General features: G+C 74.2%; 18 protein-coding genes. 10 read left to right on the top strand and 8 right to left on the bottom strand.

The window, feature by feature from the left end:
• Positions 1–43: 43 nt before the first annotated feature.
• Positions 44–2,152, bottom strand: a complete 2,109-nt coding sequence (locus tag D7147_RS25725; RefSeq protein WP_233563456.1) for an adenylate/guanylate cyclase domain-containing protein — start codon at positions 2,150–2,152, stop codon at positions 44–46.
• 243 nt (positions 2,153–2,395) lie between these two features.
• On the opposite strand from D7147_RS25725, the gene D7147_RS25730 reads away from it, so the two are divergent.
• From D7147_RS25730 to D7147_RS25755, 6 genes are all read left to right on the top strand, one after another.
• Positions 2,396–5,296, top strand: a complete 2,901-nt coding sequence (locus tag D7147_RS25730; RefSeq protein WP_120682094.1) for a helix-turn-helix transcriptional regulator — start codon at positions 2,396–2,398, stop codon at positions 5,294–5,296.
• 121 nt (positions 5,297–5,417) lie between these two features.
• Positions 5,418–6,188 carry a DUF5995 family protein gene (locus tag D7147_RS25735; protein ID WP_120682096.1) on the top strand — a complete coding sequence of 257 codons (771 nt, stop codon included), beginning with the start codon at positions 5,418–5,420 and terminating at the stop codon, positions 6,186–6,188.
• A 135-nt stretch (positions 6,189–6,323) separates the two neighbouring features.
• Complete coding sequence (locus tag D7147_RS25740) at positions 6,324–7,076, top strand: phosphotransferase (RefSeq protein WP_199734270.1); 753 nt, start codon at positions 6,324–6,326, stop codon at positions 7,074–7,076.
• Between the two features lie 139 nt (positions 7,077–7,215).
• On the top strand, positions 7,216–7,626 hold the full coding sequence (locus tag D7147_RS25745) for a hypothetical protein (protein ID WP_233563458.1): 411 nt from the start codon (positions 7,216–7,218) through the stop codon (positions 7,624–7,626).
• Between the two features lie 83 nt (positions 7,627–7,709).
• A complete protein-coding gene (locus D7147_RS25750; RefSeq protein ID WP_233563461.1) occupies positions 7,710–9,800 on the top strand; it encodes an APC family permease in 2,091 nt (696 codons plus the stop codon).
• Between the two features lie 266 nt (positions 9,801–10,066).
• Complete coding sequence (locus D7147_RS25755) at positions 10,067–11,779, top strand: right-handed parallel beta-helix repeat-containing protein (protein ID WP_407663392.1); 1,713 nt, start codon at positions 10,067–10,069, stop codon at positions 11,777–11,779.
• 186 nt (positions 11,780–11,965) lie between these two features.
• Here D7147_RS25755 and D7147_RS25760 read toward each other — a convergent pair whose 3' ends face one another.
• A complete protein-coding gene (locus tag D7147_RS25760; protein WP_120682100.1) occupies positions 11,966–12,172 on the bottom strand; it encodes a hypothetical protein in 207 nt (68 codons plus the stop codon).
• A gap of 251 nt (positions 12,173–12,423) precedes the next feature.
• Between D7147_RS25760 and D7147_RS25765 the strand changes: the two genes are divergently transcribed.
• Positions 12,424–13,251, top strand: coding sequence for an L-threonylcarbamoyladenylate synthase (locus tag D7147_RS25765; RefSeq protein ID WP_120682102.1), 828 nt, complete (start codon positions 12,424–12,426; stop codon positions 13,249–13,251).
• A gap of 79 nt (positions 13,252–13,330) precedes the next feature.
• Here D7147_RS25765 and D7147_RS25770 read toward each other — a convergent pair whose 3' ends face one another.
• The 6 genes from D7147_RS25770 to D7147_RS32505 form a co-directional block, all read right to left on the bottom strand.
• Positions 13,331–14,536, bottom strand: coding sequence for a low temperature requirement protein A (locus D7147_RS25770; RefSeq protein ID WP_120682104.1), 1,206 nt, complete (start codon positions 14,534–14,536; stop codon positions 13,331–13,333).
• A gap of 176 nt (positions 14,537–14,712) precedes the next feature.
• A complete protein-coding gene (locus tag D7147_RS25775; RefSeq protein WP_120682106.1) occupies positions 14,713–15,747 on the bottom strand; it encodes a hypothetical protein in 1,035 nt (344 codons plus the stop codon).
• 210 nt (positions 15,748–15,957) lie between these two features.
• A complete protein-coding gene (locus D7147_RS25780; RefSeq protein ID WP_120682108.1) occupies positions 15,958–17,307 on the bottom strand; it encodes an FAD-dependent oxidoreductase in 1,350 nt (449 codons plus the stop codon).
• Between the two features lie 7 nt (positions 17,308–17,314).
• A complete protein-coding gene (locus D7147_RS25785) occupies positions 17,315–17,662 on the bottom strand; it encodes a TcmI family type II polyketide cyclase (RefSeq protein ID WP_120682110.1) in 348 nt (115 codons plus the stop codon).
• An 84-nt stretch (positions 17,663–17,746) separates the two neighbouring features.
• Positions 17,747–18,592 carry an AfsR/SARP family transcriptional regulator gene (locus D7147_RS25790; protein WP_120682112.1) on the bottom strand — a complete coding sequence of 282 codons (846 nt, stop codon included), beginning with the start codon at positions 18,590–18,592 and terminating at the stop codon, positions 17,747–17,749.
• 278 nt (positions 18,593–18,870) lie between these two features.
• Positions 18,871–19,020, bottom strand: a complete 150-nt coding sequence (locus D7147_RS32505) for a hypothetical protein (protein ID WP_158609394.1) — start codon at positions 19,018–19,020, stop codon at positions 18,871–18,873.
• On the opposite strand from D7147_RS32505, the gene D7147_RS25795 reads away from it, so the two are divergent.
• Genes D7147_RS25795 through accB form a run of 3 tightly spaced genes read left to right on the top strand, consistent with a single transcriptional unit; the run spans position 19,019 to position 21,623 of the window.
• The gene (locus D7147_RS25795; protein WP_120682114.1) at positions 19,019–19,357 is read left to right on the top strand and encodes a TcmI family type II polyketide cyclase; all 339 of its coding nucleotides are present in this window, start codon (positions 19,019–19,021) and stop codon (positions 19,355–19,357) included. The genes D7147_RS32505 and D7147_RS25795 overlap by 2 nt on opposite strands.
• The gene (locus tag D7147_RS25800; protein ID WP_120682116.1) at positions 19,354–21,087 is read left to right on the top strand and encodes an acetyl-CoA carboxylase carboxyltransferase subunit alpha; all 1,734 of its coding nucleotides are present in this window, start codon (positions 19,354–19,356) and stop codon (positions 21,085–21,087) included. Before D7147_RS25795 ends, D7147_RS25800 begins: the two co-directional genes overlap by 4 nt.
• A complete protein-coding gene (gene accB / locus D7147_RS25805) occupies positions 21,084–21,623 on the top strand; it encodes an acetyl-CoA carboxylase biotin carboxyl carrier protein (RefSeq protein ID WP_120682118.1) in 540 nt (179 codons plus the stop codon). The genes D7147_RS25800 and accB overlap by 4 nt, the downstream gene beginning before the upstream one ends.
• Positions 21,624–21,629: the final 6 nt, after the last annotated feature.

The raw sequence follows: 21,629 nt of genomic DNA on the forward strand, positions 1-21,629 counted from the left end.
GGTCCATCGAATATCGCGCCGGAAAGGCACGGTCCTGGAGCGCTCAGACGGCGGCGGTCTCGGCCGTGACGGTCGAGGAATCACCGGCGGCGGCCGTGTCGGAACGGGCGGGAGGCGCCACCGCCTCCGCCGCCGGGTCGCTGCGATCCGGCCAGATGCCCGCCCGGCCCTCCCGTGACGTAGGGATCGGCTGCCACCAGGCGGGCCGGTCGGGGCTGACCGGGCGCTCGGCCGGGAACCGACGATCGCCGGCGGGTTCGCTCGGCCGCGCGTCCGCCGCCGAACGGGAGTTGGATCGCCGGGTCGTAGCGTCCAGTCGTGGTGCCGGCGGGGCCGGGTTGACCGGGAACGACCCGGTCGACGACGGGTTGCTCCGGCCCGAGCGGGCGGGCTGCGTCTCGGGCCGGGTGCCGACCCGGCACGGTGCCGGCCCGACCGCGTCCCGGACGACGTGACCCGGGTGTGCCGATTCCGGTTGGCCGGTGGCGCGCGAGGCGAAGACGGCCCGCAGCCGTCGAGGCAGTCGGTCGGCGGCCACCCGGCGCAGCGCCGGCGTCGCCAGGGCGTACCGGCCCTCCGGGCGGGCGACCAGCAGGTCGGCGGCGCGCAGGGCGGCCAGTGCGGGCCGGGCCTGTCCGGGCGCCCAGTCGAGCAGCCGCTCCACGGCGCCGGCGGTGAACCCGTCGGGCAGGGTCGCGCCGGCCATCAGCGCGGCCCGCCGGGTGCCGTCCAGCCGGTCCACCTCGGCGCCGACCGCACGCCCCAGCGCCTCCGGCAACGGCGGTTCGGCCGGGTCCGCGCCGTCGGCCAGCGAGTGGACGTACGCGACGGCGTGACCGGGCGTGTCCCCGACCAGCGGCAGCAGCCCGGCGACCCGGTCCACCGGCTGGCCCGCGCGGACCAGCAGCTGCCGCAGCAGGCGGCCGGTCTGCACCGCGGCCAGCGGGCGCAGCGGCACGTGGCAGCGTCGCCCCCGCGCCACGGGCAGCACGTCGGCCCGATCCGTTCCGTGCAGGGTCACCACGGCCAGCGGCAGCTTCCGGGCGCTGGCCGCGGTGAACAAGGCGTGCAGGAAGCGGTCGACCGCCGGGGCGGCCCGGTCCAGGTCGTCCACCCCCAGCACCAGCGGCCGGCGAGCGGCCAGGCGTAGCAGCACCTCGTGGAGCCAGGCCGCCGACGCGGCGGCGGTGGCGTCCGGCACGGCGAGCAGCCGCTCCAGCGCGGGCAGCGCCGTCGCCAGCCGGGCCGGTGGGAGCAGCCCGGTCAGCGCGGCGGAGAGCCGCCCGCGGAGCACCGACGGCGGATCCGTCGGGCGCAGACCGACCAGATCGCGCAGCAGGTTGGCCACCGGGGCCAGCGACTCGTGCGGGTGCGGCGGGCAGGACGCGACACACCAGCGCACCGGCACGCCGTCGACCACGTCGAGCGCCCGGGTCAGCTCGTGCAGCAGTCGGCTGCGGCCGCTGCCGGACGGACCCGTCACCGACACCCACCCCGGACTGCGCTCGCGTACCGCCTGGACGATCCGCTCCCGGGCAGTGGCCAGTTCCCGCCGCCGACCCACGAGCGGGCCGTCGTGCCGCGCGGTCGGCTGCCCGAGCGGCGCGGCCACCCGCCAGATACCCATCCCGGGCGTCCGGCCCGGCACCGCGATCGGGGCCAGCTGCCGCTGCGACAGCAGGCCGGCGGTGGCCCGCTGGGTGGTCGGGCAGCAGACGACCGCGCCTGGCGGGGCGTACTCCTGCAACCGGGCCGCGGTGGTGATGACCGCGCCGCTGGCCACACCATGTGCGCCGTCACGAGCGGCGGGCAGCTCCACCACGGCTTCGCCGGTGGCCACGCCGACCCGGACCCGCAGCACGACGCCGTCGGTCAGCGGCCGCCGGTCCAGCGCCGGCTGGATCTCCAGCCCCGCCCGCAGCGCCCGGTACGCGTCGAACCCGTCCGACTCGCGGGCACCGAACAACGCCATGACCGCGTCACCGACGTACTTCTCCACCACCCCGTTCCAGCGGCGCAGCACTCCCGCCACGGTGTCGAAGTACGCCCGCTGCACCGCCCGGACGTCCTCCGGGTCGAGCCGGTCCACCAGCGCTGTCGAGCCGACGATGTCGACGAAGAGCACCGTCACCGTGCGCCGTTCCTCCGGCACCGGCCAGCACGCAGACGGGACCCGAGGCGCGCCAGCGGCGGACGTCGACATGGCCTCCCACCTGCCTTCCTCCCGTAGACGGCGGATGATCCCAGGAGACTCGCACCCGCGCCCCTGCGGCGGATCCGTAGGACGACGTATGTCGGCCGCCCGCAAGGGTTGGTCGCATTGGCGACGCGAGGAGCACCACATGGGGCAAACGGCCGTAGAACGGTGCGGGGGCCTGTGACTAGGCTGCGTGCCATGGCCAGCGATGTGGACACTGCACCGCTCGTCGGCCGGGCCGACCTGCTGAAGTCGGTCCGGTCGGCCCTGCTCGACGATGTGGCGCAGGGGCACACCGCAGCCGTCTTCCTCACCGGTGAGAGCGGCGTGGGCAAGACGCGGCTGCTGCGCGAGGCCGGCGCGCAGCTGCGCGACGCCGGCGCGCTGGTGCTCACCGGCTCGTGCCTGGACATCGGCGACGCCTCGCCGCTGCATCCGCTGCTCCAGGCGCTGCGCCGCTTCGACGCTGAGCTGTCCAGCTCGCACACTCGCACCTCGTCCGCCGTCCGGGCGCTGCTGCAGATGTTCGCCGACGAGACCGCCGGACCCGACGGTGCGGGCGCCCTGCTGGAGCGGGTCTCCCGCGGGCTGCACCTGATCGCCGAGGGCCGGCCGCTGGTGCTGGTCCTGGACGACCTCCAGTGGGTCGACCGGAGCACCCGGCAGCTCCTGCTCTACCTGCTCGCCGGCCTCGGCGACCTCCAGCTGTCGGTCCTCGCGGCCATCCGGGCCGAGTCGTTGCAGGGCGCGCACCCGCTGCGCCGGGTCCTCACCGAGCTGCGCCGGCTGCGCTCCGTCCGGGTACTGGACCTCGCCCCGCTCGATCGGGGCGCCACCGAGCAGCTCGCCGCCGCGGTGGTCGGCCGTCCGTTGGCCGCGGAGTCGGCCGACCAGGTCTGGCAGCGCAGCGGCGGCAACCCCTTCGTCATCGAGGAGCTCGCCCGGGACCTGCGCGACGGACGCGCCGGCCTCTCGGAGACCCTGCGGGAGATCTTCCTGGCCCGGGTCGACGCGCTGCCCCAGCACGCGCACGCCGTGGTGCACGCCGTCGCCGCCGGAGTGGAGCCGGTGGAGCACTGGCTGCTGGCGCAGGTGGTACGGCTGCCGGAGCAGGAGCTCATCGACGCCATCCGGGCGACCGTCGCCCATCGACTGCTGGTCAGCGCGGACGACGGTTACCGGCTGCGGCACCGACTGGTCGCCGAGGTGCTGGCCGACGAACTCCTGCCGGCCGAACGTTCGGCCCTGCACCGCCGCTACGCCGAGGCGCTGACGTCGGTGGAGGCCGAGCTGCACCAGGCCCGGCTGGCACACCACTGGCGGTTGGCCGGGGAGCCCGCCCGTGCCCTGCCGGCGACCGTGGCCGCCGCACGGGAGGCGGAACGGCTGCACGGCTACGCGGAGGCGCACCGGCACTGGTCGGTCGCGCTGCAACTGGCCGACGCGCCGACCGTCGGCGCGCGTACGGTCGACCGGGCGGACCTGCTGGGGCACGCCGCCGAGGCGGCGCACCACTGCGGCGAGCACGCCCGGGCGTTGGCGCTGCTGGAGGAGCTGGCCGGCGCGGGCGGCATGTCCACCTGCGCGCTGCACATCCGCCGGGCCCGCTACCTCGCGGCGGCCGGACGCTCCGCGCTCGCCGAGGCGGAGTACCGGCGGGCGTTGGAGGCCGACGACTGCACGCCCCGGGAGCGGGCCACCGCCGCCGCCTACCTGGCCGAGCTGCTGCTGCACCTCGGTCGGTACGCCGACGCGGGGCGGCGGGCCCGGGAGGCGTTGGAGCTGACCGCGGTGGTGGACGGCGCCACCTCCGAGGTGGTGCTCGCCAGCGCCGCCCTCGGCTTCAGCGAGGCGTACCTGGAGGACCCGGACGCCGGTCTCGCGGTGGTGCGCCGAGCGTTGGAGATCGCCGAGCAGGCGGGCCGTCCGGACGACGTGGCCTGCGCGTACCTGCACCTGGCCGAGCTGCTCACCGGCCCGCTGAACATCCTCGAAGAGGGGGTGGTGGTGGCCCGGCGGGGCGCCGAGCGGGTCGCCGAGCTGGGGCTCGGCCGCACCTACGAGACCCGGCTGCTCGCCATCGCCACGAACGGTCTGTTCCGGGTGGGGCAGTGGGCCGAGGCGGAGAAGGTCGTCGCCGCCGCGCTGCGGCACCGCCCGTCCGGCGCCGACGCCGTGGAGCTGCTGCTGGCCCGGTGCCGGCTTTCGGTCGGCTACGGCGACATCGAGGCGGCCGACCGGGACCTCGACGCGGTGGCCACGGTGCTCGCCGGTGGCGGCGCCCGGCACGTGATCCCGCTGCTGACCCTGCGCGCCGGGCTGGCCATGTGGCAGGGGCGGCACGACCTCGCCCGCCAGGCGGTGCAGCGGGGCCTGACCGAGAGCCGCTCCGACGACGTGGCGATCCTCGCCGCGCTCGTCTGGCACGGGCTGCGGGCCGAGGCGGAGGCGCATGCCGGGCGTACCGTCCCGGTCGACCGGACGGCGGTACGGCGGCTGCGCGACGTCGCCGACCGGGTGGCCCGCAAGAGCGAGAAGGCCGCCCGCCCGGTACGTGACGTCGTCGACGGTTTCCTGGCGCTCTGCGCCGCGGAGGTGAGCCGGCTCGACGAGAACGAGCCGGAGCTGTGGGCCCGGTCGGTGGCCGAGTGGGATCGCCGCAACCACCCCTACCCGGCGGCCTACTCCCGGCTGCGGCAGGCGGAGGCGCTGCTGGCCCGGCGCAGCCGGGTGGCGACCGCCGGCAAGCTGCTGCGCGAGGCGTACCGGACGGCCCAGGGGCTCGGCGCGGTACCGATGACCTCGGAGATCAGGACGCTGGCCAGCCGCGCCCGGGTGACGCTGGAGGAGCGCGAACCGTCCCGCGGGCGGGACACGGCGGTCGACCCGGCGGGCGACGACGAACTGGCCACGCTCACCGCCCGCGAGCGGGAGGTGCTCGCGGCCGTGGCCGAGGGGCTGACCAACCGGGAGATCGGGCAGCGGCTCTTCATCAGCGAACGGACCATCGGCGTGCACGTGTCGCACATCTTCGACAAGCTCCAGGTCCGTACCCGGGTCCAGGCCAGCGCCATCTACCTACGTACCGGCCGGGGCTGACCGGCGGCGCGCGCGGCGCTTCGGATACGTCGTTCTACTGATCCGGCGGACAGCGCCGGGCTGAAAGGCTGTGCCCTGTCGCGAGCGGCGCGCAGGTGCCGTGCACCACTGTGGAGGAGAGATGTCGGAACCGGTCTGGGGGCCCGTGCACCGGGACATCGTCGACCTGCTCGCCGACCACCCGGCCGACGTGCCGGCGGTGGTCGACCACCTCACCAAGCTGCAGGACCTGCTGGTCCGGATGCCTCCGCTGCTGGACAGCTGCCCGCTGGCCGACTTCAACGGGCTCTACCTGACCATCACCACGACGGTGCTCGACGGCCTCTACGACGACCGGTTCGTGGACCCGGTCTTCCTGTCCCGGCTCGACGTGGAGTTCGCGGCCCGCTACTTCGACGCGATGCGGCTCTGGACCGACTCCAGCGCGGGCACGCCGAAGGCGTGGAGCTGCCTCTTCGAGCGCATGCACGGCCCGGACGCCCGCCCGTTGCCCTCGGCGGCGGCGGGGGTGAACGCGCACATCAACTTCGACCTGCCGTTCGCCCTGGTCACGACGTTCGACCACCTGGAGTCCGAGCCGGTCGACGGGAGCGACCAGCACCGCGACTACCTCGAGATCAACAACATCTTCGCGGAGAAGATCCCGGGGCTGCGTCGCGGCTACCTGGAGCACTGGCAGCTGCTCATCGACATGCTCAACGGCGACATCGACGACTGGTACCAGGGGGAGCTGGTCGAGTACACCCGCGATGTCGCCTGGCGCAACGCACAGAAGATCTGGCGCTGCCGGCACGACCCGGCCGCCCACGAGTGTGAGCGCAACCGGCTGGATTCGACGGCCGCGGCGCTCGGTCGGCTGCTGTTGTCGCCCCTCGGGGCGTTCCTGCAGTAGCCGGGACGGGGGGTCCCCGCGTTCCGTCCGGGGGGCGGAACGCGGGGGCGCGTACGGCAAGACGCGGGGGGAGGCGCCGTCGGTTCGGGGGGACCGGCGGCGCCGTGCCGTCTGCGGCTCGGGCAGGATGGCCCGGTGACCGCGTACGAGCAGCCGCTGGCCGGCAACGTCACCGGTGGGTTGGTGCGCGTCGGTGACACCGTCCGCCGCCCGGCCGGCCCGTGGACCGACGCCGTGGACGCGCTGCTGCGGCACCTGCACGACGTCGGTTTCACCGGTGCCCCGCGCCCGCTCGGGCGCGACGAGCAGGGCCGGCAGGTGCTGGAGTACGTTCCGGGCGAGTGCGGCCCTGTCGACGGCAGCTACCCGCTCGGGGAGTTGGCCAGCATCGGCGCGCTCCTGAGCGACCTGCACCGCGCCACCGAGGCCTTCGTGCCGCCGCCGAAGGCGTGCTGGCAGCCCGCCATCGCGCCCGATCGGGAGCAACTGCTCTGCCACCACGACGCCGCGCCATGGAACCTGGTCCGCTCGCCCCGGGGTTGGGTGTTGATCGACTGGGACGGGGCAGGTCCGGGCTCCCGGCTCTGGGAGTTGGCGTACACGGCGCAGAGCGTCGCCGGTCTGCGCGCCGATCGGCCGGCCGGCGAGTCGGCGCGGCGACTGCGCGCCCTGGTCGACGGGTACGGCCTGGCGGAGGCCGACCGGCCGGCGCTGGCCGCGATGCTGCCGCGGCGGGCCGCGGCGATGGTCGAGTTGCTCCGGCGGGGTGCCCGCGACCAGATCCAGCCCTGGGCCCGGATCTGGACCGAGGACGGGGTGTACTGGCAGGAGACCACCCGCTACCTGGCCACGCACGTGCCGCTCTGGGAGCGGGCTCTGTCGGACTGATCCCCGCGCCCGGGGGTTCGGGGTGTCGGTCGCGCGGCAGGGGGTACGCCCGCGACATGACCCGGCCGACTCGGCGGCGTCCCGCCGCCAGACCTCGCCCCGCCCGCCCGGCGCCGTCGCGCCCGGGTGGCCCCACGCCGTGTCCCAACGGCGGTACGCGATGAGCCGGCGCTTCCCGTTCCGCTTCGACCCGGCGTTCCGTCCGCTGCTGGCGCTGGTCGGCGTCCGGCCGGGGACCGCCTGGGCGGAGGTGGACGACAGGCAGCTGGTCGTCCGCTTCGGGCCCTGGCGGTTGGCCACCGCCCGGGAGAACGTGACCGGGGTGGAGCGGGGTGGGCCGTACCGCTGGTGGCGGGCGATCGGTGTGCACCTGTCGCTGGCCGACGGCGGGGTCACCTTCGGCAGCAGCGCCGCGGCGGGGCTCTGCGTCCGGTTCCGTACGCCGGTCCCCGCGCTGGCACCGGGGCGGTGGCTGCGTCACCGGGCGATGACGATCACCGTCGCCGACCCGGACGACCTGGCCCGCGTGCTGGGTGGCCCGGGAGGCTGAGCGGCTTCCCCGGTTCCGCCGGGCGGGGGCCGGCGTACCCCCTACGGTCGGGTCAGGAGCCGGCGAGCTGCGGGACGGGGCACATGGCTGAGGAGCACGGGGGGAAGCCGGGCCGGGCGCACGGGCGCCGGCAGCGGTCCGGACCCGGTTCTGAGCTGCGGGCCGCCCGCGACCCGAAACGGGCCGAGCCCGCCGGCCGTCGGGTGACGGTTCCCGAGCGGGTGTCCAGCCCGTCACGCCCCGCGCCGCCCGCCGGTCGGCTGCACCGGTGGCTCTTCCGGCACCGGGTTCAGCCGGTAGGCCCGGAGGCGGCGGAGGGTCAGGCCCGCACCCACCCCTGGTGGCAGGTGATGTGTCTGACCGGGGTGGACTACTTCTCGACCTTGTCGTACCTGCCGGCCATCGCGGCGGTGGCGGCGGGCGCCCTGTCCCCGCTCGCGACGCTGCTGATCGTCGCGCTGACCCTCTTCGGGATGCTGCCGATGTATCGGCGGGTGGCCCGGGAGAGCCCGCACGGGCAGGGTTCGGTGGCGATGCTGGAGCGGCTGCTGCCGTTCTGGCGCGGCAAGATCTTCGTCCTGGTCCTGCTCGGCTTCGTGGCGACGTCGTGGATCATCACGATCACGCTCTCCGCGGCCGACGCGACCGTGCACCTGGTGGAGAACCCGTACCTGCCGGAGGGCTTCCGCAGCACCGGGGTGGCGGTCGCGGTCACCGTGGTGATGCTGCTCGTGCTCGGTGGGGTGTTCCTGCTCGGGTTCCGGGAGGCGGTGGTGGTGGCCATCCCGCTGGTCGCCGTCTTCCTGGGGCTCAATGCGGTGATCGTGGCGGACGCGATGGCCCGGATCGTCAGCGAGCCGGGGGTCCTCGCGGACTGGGGTGACGCGCTGACCTCCAGCGTCGCCGGTCCGGGGGACATGCTGGTGACCACCGTGCTCGCCTTCCCCCTGCTGGTGCTGGGGCTCTCCGGCTTCGAGACCGGGGTGAGCATGATGCCGCTGGTCGCCGGGCGGGGGGCCGACCGCGAGGCCCGGCTGGCCGCCCGGATCCGCAACACGAAACGGCTGCTCACCACCGCCGCGTTGATCATGTCGGTCTACCTGCTGCTGACCACGTTCGTCACCACGGTGCTCATCCCGGCGGAGGCGTTCCGGGCGGGCGGCCCGGCCAGCGGGCGGGCGCTGGCCTACCTGGCCCACGCCCACCTGGGCGAGGTCTTCGGCACGCTGTACGACATCAGCAGCGTGCTCATCCTCTGGTTCGCCGGCGCCTCGGCGATGGCTGGCCTGATCAACATCGTGCCGCGCTACCTGCCGTCCTACGGCATGGCGCCGGACTGGGCGCGGGCGATCCGCCCCGTGGTGCTCGTCTACACCCTGGTCAGCGTCGCGATCACGCTCGCCTTCCGGGCGGACGTCAACGCGCAGGCCGGCGCGTACGCCACGGGGATCCTGGCGATGATGGTCTCCGGCGCGACAGCGGTGAGCATCGCCGCGCTGCGCCGGCAGCGGCGGAGAGCCGCTGCCGGCTTCACGGTGCTCACCCTCGTGCTGCTGTACGCCCTCGGCGACAACATCGTCGAGCACCCGGACGGGATCGCCATCTCCAGCCTCTTCATCCTCGCCATCATCGTGGTCTCCCTGATCTCCCGGGTGACCCGGACCACCGAGCTGCGGGCGGAGCGCATCGAGTTCGACGAGGCGGCCCGACGGTTCGTCGCCGAGTCGGTGGCGCACGACGGGCGGCTGCACCTGATCGCCAACAAGCGCGACAGCGGCGCGTTGAAGGAGTACACGCTCAAGGAGCGGGCGCAGCGGGCGATGAACCCGGTGCCCGGTGCGGCGGACGTGCTCTTCCTCGAGATCGACGTCATCGACCCGTCGGGGTTCAGCCATGTACTGCGGGTGCACGGGGTGGAGGTGGGCGGGTTCCGGGTGCTGCGGGCCAGCAGCCCGGCGGCCCCGAACGCGATCGCCGCGATCCTGCTGGCGCTGCGGGACGTCACCGGCGTCCGGCCGCACGCCCACTTCGAGTGGTCGGAGGGGAGTCCGATCGGGCACCTGCTGCGGTACCTGATCCTCGGGCGCGGCGACACCCCGCCGGTGGTCCGGGAGATCATCCGCCGCTGCGAGCCAGACCCCGCCCGCCGCCCCGGGATCCACGTCGGCGGCTGAGCGTCCGGCGTGCCGCCGTCACAGTGGCCAGGTCGTCTGCCTCCTTTTCGGGTCAACCGCGACCAGGAACACGAATAGTACGATTATTCATGTTCGGGCGGAGCTGTCCGGATTGCGTCCGTAACGTGGCTTTCGGTGGTTGACGGGACGTCACTCACCCCGCGCCCGGTTTGGCGCGGCCAGGTCAGGCAGCCAGGAAGGCGGAAGAGATGTCGACGTACGAAGGGAGCCGGCGGGCAGCACGACCCGGCCGGCCCCGTTGGTTAATGACCGGAGGGCTGCTCGCGGGCAGCCTGGTCGTGGGCGCCGTGGGGATCAGCGGCGTCGCGGCGGCGGCCGGTGACACAGATCGGCCCATCATCGACGCGGCGAGTGACCGTGTCGGTCGGCCGGACGGCCGGATTGCCGATGGCCCCGGGACAGGGCGTCATCCGGTGGTGCAGGTGCCCTGCGACGCGGAGAAGCTCGTGGCGGCGCTCGTGAAGGCCAACGCGGAGGGCGGCGGATCGCTGCGGCTCGCGCCGAAGTGCAGGTACACGCTGACCCAGGCGTTCGCGCAGCCCGACGACTACGACGGCGGAATCCGAGACGCGCGGGAGGCGGCCGACGCCGCGGAGAATGCCGGCGGCGCGGCCGCGACCCCGGGTGCTGTGGCGGAGAGTCCGGCCGCTGCGGCGGAGAGCCCGGGTGCTGCGGTGCAGACCCCGGGTGCTGTGGTGCAGACCCCGGGTGCTGTGGCGGAGAGCCCGGGTCCTGTGGCGGAGAGCCCGGGTCCTGTGGTGCAGAGCCCGGGTCCTGCGGTGCAGAGCCCGGGTCCTGCGGAGACCCCGGGTCCTGGGGCCGAGACCCCGGGTCCTGGGGCCGAGACCCCGGGTCCTGGGGCCGAGACCCCGGGTGCTGGGGCCGAGACTCCCGGCGACGTGGCCGAGACTCCTGGCGACGAGGAGGCTCCCCCGCGCAACCTGGCGGACGACAAGGCCGGCCTCCCGGTGATCTACCAACCGATCATCATCGACGGGGCCGGAGCGATCATCGAGCGTGACAAGCAGGCCGAGGAGTTCCGCTTCTTCACCGTCCGCGACGGCGGCGAGTTGTTCCTCCGCGATGTCGAGCTGCGCAACGGGCGCTCCAAGATCGAGGGTGGCGCCATCCACATCGTGCACGGCGCGACCGCCGTCGTCGAGCGCGTCACCGTCACCAGCAACACCTCGCTCTCCAAGGACGGCGGAGGCGGTGGCATCTTCAACGACGGCAACCTCGTGGCCTCCGGCATCCGGTTCGTCGGAAACAGCGCGGCCGGCGCCGAGGGTAAGGGCGGGGGCCTGCTCAACGGTGGCGTGCTGACGCTGCGCGACTCGGAGTTCCACCGCAACAGCGCCAACGCGTACGGCGGCGGTCTGGGTAACTTCCGTGGCGCGGCGGACGTCGAGGACACCACGTTCACCCAGAACAGCGCGGTGCAGGGTGGCGGCATCGCCAGCTTCTCGGCCCGCACCAAGGTCCTCGGCACCGAGGTGATCGGCAACACGGCCCAGATCGGTGGCGGTATCGCCAACTCCGACGCGGTGATCGTGCTGCGGGGGATGACGATCCGGGACAACATTTCCACCGTCAAGGGCGGCGGCATCTCGACGACCCAGGGCCTGCTCCCACTGGACGACAGCGTGGTGGCCGGCAACACGAGCCACGGCCACGGCGGTGGCATCTACGCCGAGAAGTCCAACCTGCTCGTGCGTGGCAGCGACGTCACTGACAACGAGGCGGCCGGTGCCACCTCGAAGGGCGGCGGAATCTACGCGACCGCTGGTCAGTTGTCCGTTTACACCACCAACGTCGTCAGCAACAACGCGACCGGGCAGCCGGGCGGTCTCTTCGTCGAGCGGGCGCAGGTCCGCATCGACGACGAGAGCGTCCTCACCGGCAATGAGCAGACCAACTGCGTGGGCAGCACCACGCCGGTGGCCAACTGCTTCCGCTGACGGCGATCGGCGTACGACACGGCGCACCCGGACGCGCGCGACGGTCTCGACGGCCGTCCCGGGCGGACGGGTGCGCCCTGCCGTGCTCAACCGAGGGCGCGCAGCCGGCCGGCGCTGGAGACGTGCTCCGGGACAGTGCCGGCGCGCGCCGTACGGCGCGCGCCGGGTGGGGGAGCGGACGAGGGCCTACTTGGACGGTTCCGGCAGCTCACAGTCGATCTTCGGGTTGGCGCCGATGTAGTTCAGCGGGCCCGCCACGATCGTCACCAGGATGGTGCCCGCCTCCGCGCAGTTGGTGTCGTCGCCGCCGTAGTAGCCCCGCTGCCCGGCGGCGATCGCGCCGATGATCAGCCAGATCACGACCAGGATTCCGAGTATCGAGGTGCCCCGCATGGCGTGCCTCCTGAGGGGGTTGTGGTGGGTGAGTGCAGCGGATGTACCCAACCGCCTCGATTCGCTAACGGTGCCGCCGATCGGTGCCAGCGGCGGGCCGTCCGGCTGGTCCTGGGCGGGCCGGTGGTACGAGTCCGCATCGGTCGGCCGCACCGGATCGGACGTGGCCACTATCGGATCGAGGACGATCTCCACGCCGCCGGCCGTGGCCGACGTAGAACTGGCCTCACGGCGCTCGCCGAGGAGGAGCCATGCAGATCCGGACCCCGACCCGGTACATCGACCACCCCGCCGATGTGGCCTTCGCGGCCCGTGCGCTGGCCGACGGTGTGGTCGTCGCGGTGGCCTTCGCGAACTTCTACGCCCTCGTCGCGCGCCCCGACGAGGAGTGCGTACGCCGGCTCAACCTGGCCAAGGGGCGACCGGCGGACCAGGTGGGCAGCGTCACCGTGGCCGCCTACCGGACACCGTCCATCTTCGACTGGTCCCGGATCTCACCCCGGCTGCCCGAGCGGCGGGTACGCGCCCTGATGGAGATCCTGTACGGGGCCGGGCCGTTCGGGTTCCGTGGCCCGGCCGCCGACCGGCTGCCCGACCACCTCACGCGGCACGACCGGGAAATCCGTACCGCACAGGTGATCGCGCCGGGGGCGCTCTGCCCGTCGAACGCCTTCCTTGAGCGGGCGGCGGCCGAGGCCGGGGTGGACCACCTCGCGATCACCTCGGCGAACCGGTCCCGGCACCTGACGGGCGTCGACGAGGAGCCCGCGCACTGGAAGGCCGACGGCATCGCGGCCGACTTCGCCCACCTGCCCGACCTCGTCCTGCTCGCACACCGTGACGAGCCGGCCGCCCGCGCCGCGTACCCGGCCTATCTGCCCAACTCGGTAACCCTGCTCTCGTTCCACCGGCCGGAGGGGGAGCGCGAGGAGCCGCCGGTGCTCATCGTGGACCGGCACGGTTCGCTCCACGTCGACCAGGTGCGCCGGGCCGCCGCCCCGCTCGGGCTCCAGGTACGCCTCGGCGCCACCGCCGGGCAGCGCCTGCCGGTGCGGGCGTACGACGGCGCGTTGGTGTGACCCGCCGGGGCGGGTGAGCCGCTCGGCTCGCCGTCGCCGGGCCGTGACGGTGACCGACGGTGGCGCTGGTCGGCGGTGGTCAGTGCGCCGGGGCCGGCGCCTCGGGTGGCCGTCCCCAGCTACGCCGGACGTCCGTGACCGCCACCCCGGCGAGCACCAGCATGGCACCGAGCGAGGTGAACACCGGCGGCAGGAAGATCACGATCGGCGCGATGGCGAGCAGCGCCAGCAGCCCACCGGGGCGGGAGTTGGAGACCCGGCTGAAGACCTCGTACTCGAAGGCCGCCCGTCCGGCGAGGAAGAGCGCCGGGCCGCCGAGGATGACCGCGACCCAGGCCGGCGGCACCGAGCCGTCCTGCGGATGCAGCACCAGGTCGAAGCCGGTCGCCGTGGTGACCACCCCGGCGATCATCACCAGGTGGGTGTACGGGGCGGTGTAGAGGAACTTGCTCGGTGACCGCGACCGTTCGATGGCGACGGGGAGCAGTTCGCCGGACTTGTGCACGTAGATCCGCCAGAGCAGCAGCGTGGTGGCGAACGCGATCGCGAAGGACCCGCTGTTCTTCCAGCCCGCGTGCGCCGGACTGAACATCAACCCGATGGTGAGGACGGCGTCGCCCAACGCGATGATGAAGAACTGCTGGTAGCGCTCGGCCAGGTGCTCGGAGGTGACGCTGCGCTGCGCCATCGGCACCACCCCGAGGCCCGGCACCGGGTACGCGAGGCGGAACCCGCCGTAGTCGATGGCGAGCGCGACCGCCCAGCACACCGCACGCCAATGATCCTCGACGTATCCGCCGATGATCCACGGCACGGCCGAGACGGCGAACCAGGTGAAGATCCGCAGTGCGCGCCGGCGGGTCTCGGGGGCGTGTCGGACGGTGGGTATGAGGAAGAGGCCCCGGCCGAGGTGGATCGCCACGTACGTGCCGGCGAAGACGAGGCCGCTGTCGCCGAACGCCTCGGGGATGGCGGTCGTCATCAGCAGGACGCCGAACATGACATGCACGATCAGCAGCTTGATCTCGGGCCGCTCGGGGTCGTACAGGTCGGTGACGAGGGTGGTGATGGACCAGGTCCACCACACGGCGGCGAGCATGATGAGCGACTGCGCCGCGCGGTACCAGTCCAGCCCGTCGACCATGCCCTTGGAGATGAGGGCGAGCGCGACCACGTAGACCAGGTCGAAGAAGAGTTCGAGCAGGGTGACCCGGCGAGGGCCCTCCGGGTCGCGTACCGGCGCGCGCCGTCGCCGCGGCGCCGGTTCCGGCGTGGCGGTCGGCACGGTCGGCTCCCGGTTACCAGGTCGGGTCGGCAGGCCCTTCGGCCCCTCCGCCTGACCGTAGCGACGTCAGCCGCGACGTACGCCCGATTCGCTTTCCTTGCTTCGGGCGACGGCCGCCGAGCCCCGGTTCCGTGCCGGCGGGACGAGCCGCCCGCCGGCACGGAACCGGGACGATGTCACGCCTCGCTCGCGCCGGTCGGCGCGGTCGTCGCCTCGTCCGGTGCGGTGGCGAGCAGCCGCGCCTGCTGCGGCCAGGTGGCCAGGCCCGGCGCGGCCCGCAGGCCGGCACCCCGGATCAGCTCGCGCAGCGCGGGCTCGTCGAGGTCGGCCAGCTGCCGGTAGGTCCGGACTCCGGCGGCCTGTAGCGCCGCGGCCATCTTCGGTCCGACGCCCTGGATCCGGCGGAAGTCGTCCACCTCGACCGAGGTCGCGGCGACCGGACGGACCGGCGGGGTGGCGACCGGGGAGGGCCGGGTCGGCGGCTCGGCTCGCTCGTCGTCCACGGCCGTCGACTCCTCGGCGGTCGTGGCGACCGGAGCCGGTGCGGCCCGCTCGGGCTGGTTCGGCGGCACGAGCGCCCCGAACGGAAGGGCCGCGGAGGACGCGGTGACCGCCGGTTCGGCGCCCGGCGTCGCGGCGTCGGCCGGTTCGGCGACGACGGCCTCGGTCGGTTCGGCGGCGACAAGCTCGCCGGTCGCCGGCTCCGGCTCGGGAAGGCTCGCCACCGGCTGCGGCTCGGGAAGGCTCGCCACCGGCTCCGGCTCGGAAGCGATCGTCGCCGGCTCGTCGGCGCCGGCCGACCCGGTCGCGTCGAGCCGCTCGGCCTCCGGCGCGGAACGCGGCGCGACGACGGGGGCGGGACCGTCGGTCAGCGCCATGTCCGCCGGGTCGACGTCGGACACCGGCGGGACGCCGGTCGTCGCCACCTCCTCCGGCAACGCCGCCCCGGCGTCGCCCCGCTCGGCGGGCACGGTCGTCTCGTCGGCGACCGCCGTCGGCGCCGGGTCGATCGTCGCCACCGGCTGTTCGGCATCGGTGACCGCGGCCGGCGCCGGAGGGGCGAGCACAGCCGTCGTGGCGGCCGGAGCGGCGTCCACGGTGGCCGGATCGGGCTTCCGCGCGTCGCGCCGACCACGCAGGAACCAGCCGCCCGCCAGACCGATCAGCAGGGCGAGTATCACTGTCAGCGACTGCCCGAAGGACCACGCCACGGCAGACCTCCCTCTCACCTCGTCGAGTCATAACGTGGGAAAAACTCGCCGCAGCTTCGCATACGCGCGGCTGCGGCGGTCGGGAGGCTCGGGGTCGTACCGGGAAGGGGGAGAGGTTCGGCACCGACGGTCTGCCGGCCGTGACTGAACGTGCCGACTGGACGGCGACGACCCCGGCGCGTGGCGGCGCCGGGGTCGTGCCGGACGGGCTCAGTCCTCCTCGCCCCGATAGGTGTAGAAGTCGTCCACGAAGTTGCGGCGCAGCCGGGGCACCCGACTGGTGACGCCGAAGTAGCCGCGCGCCCCGAGAAGCGCGAGCCGGCCGACGACCGGCTTGTACATCCGGTCGTCCCCGTTCGTGCCGCTGCGGTTGAGCGAGTCGGCGACCCGGGCGAACCCGTACGGCAGCATCGCCGTCTCGTAGTCGGCGACCGCCTGCAGCAAGGTCTTCCCGCCCGTGGCGGCGAGACGCAGTTGCCGGCAGAGCAGCACGGCGTCGCGCAGCGCGGTGTTCGCGCCCACCCCACGGCCCGGCGTCATGGTGTGGATGGCGTCCCCGAGCAGCGTCACCGTGCTGCTCTTCCACTGCGGCACCGGCTCGGAGGTGCTCACTCGGATCGGCAACGCGCTGGCCGGGTCGCTGCGCATCAACAGCTCCCGCAGGCGCGGATGCCAGTTGCCGGTGAGGTCGAGCGCGACCTGCACGAGTTCGTCGCCGCGACGCTGCATCACATCGGACGGGAACCGGCGGGCGGTGCTCCACACCACGAGGTTGATGTTGTCGCGTGTCGGGTCGTGCACTCTCCCCGGCCACCGGGACAGCAGGGCCGCGTCGGCCTCGGAGACCCCGGGCTTCAGGCGACCCTCGGCGTCCCACTTGAAGTCCATCACGTGCAGTACGCCCATCATGCCGCCGGTGCCGAAGATCAACGAGATGCCGCGCTGGAGCCGCTCCGGCAGCAGCGCCCGGGTGTGCTCGGTGAGCGGGATCCGGGTCGCGATGTTGATCGTCCCGGCGTCCCGGGTGACCGCGTGCGGAAGGTACTGCCGGCGCACCGCGGAGTGCGTGCCGTCCGCGGCGACGAGCAGGTCCCCGGTCGCACTGCTCCCGTCGGCGAAGTACGCGGTGACCGTGCCGTCGTCCCGCTGCTCGTAGTGGGTGAACGTCTTGTCGAAGTGGACCACGTCCTCCATGCCAGTGAGCAGCACCTGGCGCAGCGTCATCCGGGCCACGGACCGCTCGGTGTCGACCGGGTGGGTGTCCGGGCGCAGCTCGAACGACGCGGTCCGGCGCAGGCGTTGGGTGAGGACGTTGAACCAGCGCGGGGAGCGGGCGCAGGTGGCCAGGTAGATGTCGAACAGCTCCGGCGGCAGACACTCGCGCAGCGCCCGGCTACCGGTCGGGCCGATGCCTACCCGGTAGCCGAGCAGCCCCTCGCCGCGGGTGCGGTACCGCTCGTAGACGGCGACGCTGATCCCGGCCCGGCGCAGCCCGTGCGCCAGGCACAGGCCACCGGTCCCCGCGCCGACGATGAGTACGTGCGGCGCTGTGGCGGACACGCCGGCCTCAACCGGCCGCGCGCGGAGCGGGCGCGGTGATCGCGTCCCACCGGTAGAAACAGCCGGCGATCGCGTCCCGCGGGGAGCGCCAGGTGGGCAGGTAGGGCGAGGTGTGCGCGGAGAGCCGCTCGTTGACCTGGTGGTAGAGCGGATGGTTGCGGGCCTCGCTCAACGCCTCCGGGGCGACGTCGGCGGTCTCCATGAGATGCACGAAGACGTCGTGCAGGCAGTACAGCGACCGGTGTGTGACACCGGTGAGCTCGGGTAGCTCGGTGGCGTCGGACTCGGCGAAGATCTGCGCCACCCGGCCCTCCGCGCCGGGCGCGATCCTGCTCACGATCAGTAGACGGCTCATCGGACCCCTTCCACCGGTGGCCCACGTCGCAGGCCACGGGACTGTCGTGCCGCCCACCGTGCCGTCCGGCCTGTCACCTGCCCGTCACACGTTGCGTCGCGTCGGTGACGCCGGGCGCGGCGGCCCACCGGTGGCGCGGCCCGGGTGGCCGGGGGAGCGGCGCGCGCCGCCACCGTCGCGGGTGGCCCGGCGGATCGGAGCGAGCGTCTCGTCGAGCAGCGCGCACATCGCCGCCGAGGGTTCCAGCCGCAGCTCCCGCCGGAGCAGGTCCCGGTAGACGTAGAAGGCGTGCACCGCCTCGAAGGCGTTGCCCTCGGCCAGGTGGATGCGGACCACCAGCCGGTGCGGGGTCTCGCGCAGCGGCTCGGCGGCCATCGCCTCCAACGCGGCCTGCAGGGCCTCGCCGTGCCGGCCCGCCGCCAGGTGCTGGCCCGCCACCTGCTCCAACATGTGCAGGCGGAGCTGGCGCAGCCGTTCCCGCTCCAGCAACACCCAGTCGTCGTACCAGCCGGGAAGCAGGTCGTGGCGGCCGGCGGCGAGCGCCCCGGTCGCGTTGCGCGCGTCGTCGCCGTCGCGTACCCGGCCGGCCGTGCCGACCAGCTCGTCGACGTCGAGCCGGACGGCCGGGTCCAGCCGTACCGTGTCGGCGCTGACCGTGAGGGGACAGCACGGGTCCTGCCGCAGCCGCCACAGCGCGGTGCGCAGCGAGGAGAGCGCCCGCTCCTCGGCGGCGTCGGGCCAGAGCAGGCCGGCGAGTTGGCAGCGGGTGGCGCCGGGGCGCAGGCCGATCAGCGCGATCACCCGTTGCAGGCCGCGCGGCACCACCACCGGCGTGTCGCCGTGCAGCAGTTGGAAGCCACCCAGCAGGTGCAGTGAGACCTCCGCGCCGGGACGGCTCCCGGTCGGCGGCACGGACGGATCAGCGGCCACGGCGGCACCCCCTGCGGAACGGTCGTTCCGGCTGTCTGCTGTGTCCCCCGGCGCGGCTGCCCCGTGACACCGCTGTCGTCGCTTCGCCGTGGCTGCGGCGTCGCGCCGGGCCGCCGGGCTGACCGCGACGAAGATTATCAATAACCGTCACTCTGGGTCAATGTCGCGACGGCGACGCGAGTTGCCCCGGAGAATCCATGAGACCCGCTCTGAACTGCGGAAATTTGTCACCGCCGACGATCGAGGAAAGGCGACGCATAGCGGATACACAGCTTGCGTCAACGCAGCGTCACCAACCAGGGGTGTTCGCGTACCCGCTGCGGTGACGCCGTCGTGACGAGCCGCGCCGCATCGTGTCGGGAGTCGTCCGGCTCGTCCGGCGCCCGGCGCGCACGCCCGGTGAGCGCCGTGGGGGGAGGCTCGTTCATGGATCGATCGCTCATCGTCGCGAAGGTGATCCCGACCGCGGAGGCGCAGGTCGCCGAGGTCTTCGCCGACTCCGACGCCACGGAGCTACCGCACCTGGCCGGGGTGCGGCACCGGTCGCTGTACCGGTTGCACGACCTCTACGTGCACCTGCTCGAGACCGAGCTCCCCGGGGACGCCGCGGTCCAGGCCGCCCGGGGCCATCCGGAGTTCGACCGGGTCAGCGCGCGCCTGCGGCCCTACATCACCCCGTACTCGCCGACCTGGCGCTCGCCCCGCGACGCGATGGCGCACTGCTTCTACCGCTTCGACGCCGCGCCGGTCGGGCGGCGGCCATGACCGCCACCGCGCCCCGCGAGGAGCAGCTCTGGTCCCGCTGCGCCGGCTGCGCCACCCTGCTCTACCGCAAGCGGCTGCGGCGCAACCTGGACGTCTGTCCCGAGTGCGGGGTGCACAGCCGCCTCGGCGCGCCGGACCGGCTGCGGCAACTGGTGGACCCGGACTCGTTCCGGCCGCTGCCGGACGACCCCGCCGACGTCGACCCGATCGGCTTCGTCGACGTGGTGCCGTACCCGCACCGGCTCACCGCCGCCCGTACCGGCACCGGGCTCGCCGAGGCGGTGCTCTGCGGCACCGCGACCCTCGGCGGTCACCCGGCCGCGCTCGCGGTGATGGACTTCCGCTTCCTCGGCGGCAGCCTCGGCTGCGCCGTCGGCGAGTTGATCACCCGGGCCGCCGAGCGGGCGCTGGAGGACCGGGTACCGCTGATCCTGGTCACCGCCTCCGGCGGGGCGCGGATGCAGGAGGGCGTGCTGTCGCTGATGCAGATGGCCACCGTCAGCCAGGCCGTCGCCGCGCTCCGTGAGGCGGGCCTGCTCACCGTCAGCGTGCTCACCGATCCCACCTACGGCGGGGTGGCGGCCTCGTTCGCCACCAACACCGACGTGGTCGTGGCCGAGAGCGGAGCCCGGATGGGTTTCGCCGGCCCGCGGGTGATCCGTCAGGTCACCGGCCGCGCGTTGCCAGACGGCTTCCAGACCGCCGACTTCCTGCTCCGCCACGGCCAGGTCGACATGGTGGTGCCCCGCCGGGCGCTGCGGGGCCGGCTGGTGGCGCTGCTCGCCGCGGGCCGCGCCGGACGTCCGCGCCCGGTCGAAGCCGCCGCGCCGGCGACCAGCCCGCCCGTGCCCCGGCAGCCGACGCCGCGCGCCACCGTCACCACCACCACCACCGTCGACCCGCCGGCCGACATGGCCGACCCGTGGGCGACCGTACGCCTGGCGCGACACCCCGGCCGGCCCACCACCCTGGACTACCTGGAGTCCGCCTTCGACGGCTTCGTCGAGCTGCACGGCGACCGGCTCGGCGGCGACTGCCCGGCGGTGGTCGGCGGCCTCGCCCGCCTCGACGGCCGGCCGCTCATGGTGATCGGCCACCAGAAGGGGCACACCACGGCGGAGTTGGTGGCCCGCAACTTCGGCATGGCCAGCCCGGCCGGCCACCGCAAGGCGCTGCGGCTGATGCGCCTCGCCGCCCGACTCGGCCTGCCGGTGGTCACGCTGGTGGACACGCCCGGCGCCGACCCGGGAGTCGGCGCCGAGGAGCAGGGCCAGGCCGCGGCGATCGCGGAGAACATCCTCGCGCTCACCGTGCTGCCCACCCCGGTCGTCGCGGTGATCACTGGCGAGGGCGGCAGCGGCGGCGCGCTCGCCCTGGCGGTCGCCGACCGGGTGCTGATGCTCCAGCACGCGGTCTACTCGGTGATCAGCCCGGAGGGCTGTGCCGCGATCCTCTGGCCCGACCGCTCGGCGGCGCCGCAGGCCGCCCGCGCGCTGCGGCTCACCGCGCCGGACCTGCACCGGCTCGGCGTGGTCGACGAGATAGTGCCGGAGCCCGCCGACGCGGCGCACGCCGATCCGGACGCCGCCGCCACGGCGCTGCGCGACGCGGTGCGGGCCAACCTGTCGCCGCTGCTCGACCTGCCACCCGCCACCCTGGTGCGCCGTCGCCGCCAGCGCTTCCGCCGCTTCGGGGCGGCCCGCGCCGGCAACCGGGCGGGTGCCCGGTGACCGCCGGCGCGGCGCGGCCGCGGCCCGTGGCGACCGCCGAGAGCGTCCCGGACGGCACCGAGGCGGGGGCCGGCACCGACGCCGTGCTGGCGGGGCTGCGCCGGCACGCCCGGCAACTGGTGGCCGAGCTGGCCGGGCCGGTACGTCGGGTGCGGCTGCGCAGCGGTGAGACGGTGCTGGAGGTGGAGTGGCACGGCAGCGGCGCCCCCGCCCCGGTCGAGCCCGTCGCGCCGCGGCGGCCGGCCCCGGCCGCGCCGTCCACGGCCGAGCCCGTGGCGCCCGCCGAGCCCGCCGACCGCGCGGTGGTCCGCGCGCCCATCGTCGGCACCTTCTACCGGTCGCCGGAGCCGGGGGCGGCGCCGTTCGTGGCCGTCGGTGACCTGGTACGGCCAGGGCAGGTCATCGGGATCGTCGAGGCGATGAAGCTGATGAACGAGGTGGCCGCCGAGCGGGGTGGCCGCGTCGTCGCCGTGCTGGCCGACGACGGCCAACCGGTGGAGTACGACCAGCCGCTGGTCGCGCTGGAACCGGCCTGAGGTGGT

This window comes from Micromonospora musae, from assembly GCF_003626545.1.
Classification (GTDB): domain Bacteria; phylum Actinomycetota; class Actinomycetes; order Mycobacteriales; family Micromonosporaceae; genus Micromonospora; species Micromonospora musae.

Bases quoted from the DNA above. Each gene is read 5' to 3' on its own strand.
- D7147_RS25765 (WP_120682102.1), top strand. From the start codon at position 12,424: ATGCAGATCCGGACCCCGACCCGGTACATCGACCACCCCGCCGATGTG.
- D7147_RS25730 (WP_120682094.1), top strand. From the start codon at position 2,396: ATGGCCAGCGATGTGGACACTGCACCGCTCGTCGGCCGGGCCGACCTG.
- D7147_RS25750 (WP_233563461.1), top strand. From the start codon at position 7,710: ATGGCTGAGGAGCACGGGGGGAAGCCGGGCCGGGCGCACGGGCGCCGG.
- D7147_RS25785 (WP_120682110.1), bottom strand. From the start codon at position 17,662: ATGAGCCGTCTACTGATCGTGAGCAGGATCGCGCCCGGCGCGGAGGGC.
- D7147_RS25800 (WP_120682116.1), top strand. From the start codon at position 19,354: ATGACCGCCACCGCGCCCCGCGAGGAGCAGCTCTGGTCCCGCTGCGCC.
- D7147_RS32505 (WP_158609394.1), bottom strand. From the start codon at position 19,020: ATGAACGAGCCTCCCCCCACGGCGCTCACCGGGCGTGCGCGCCGGGCG.
- D7147_RS25760 (WP_120682100.1), bottom strand. From the start codon at position 12,172: ATGCGGGGCACCTCGATACTCGGAATCCTGGTCGTGATCTGGCTGATC.
- D7147_RS25735 (WP_120682096.1), top strand. From the start codon at position 5,418: ATGTCGGAACCGGTCTGGGGGCCCGTGCACCGGGACATCGTCGACCTG.
- D7147_RS25795 (WP_120682114.1), top strand. From the start codon at position 19,019: ATGGATCGATCGCTCATCGTCGCGAAGGTGATCCCGACCGCGGAGGCG.
- D7147_RS25755 (WP_407663392.1), top strand. From the start codon at position 10,067: ATGACCGGAGGGCTGCTCGCGGGCAGCCTGGTCGTGGGCGCCGTGGGG.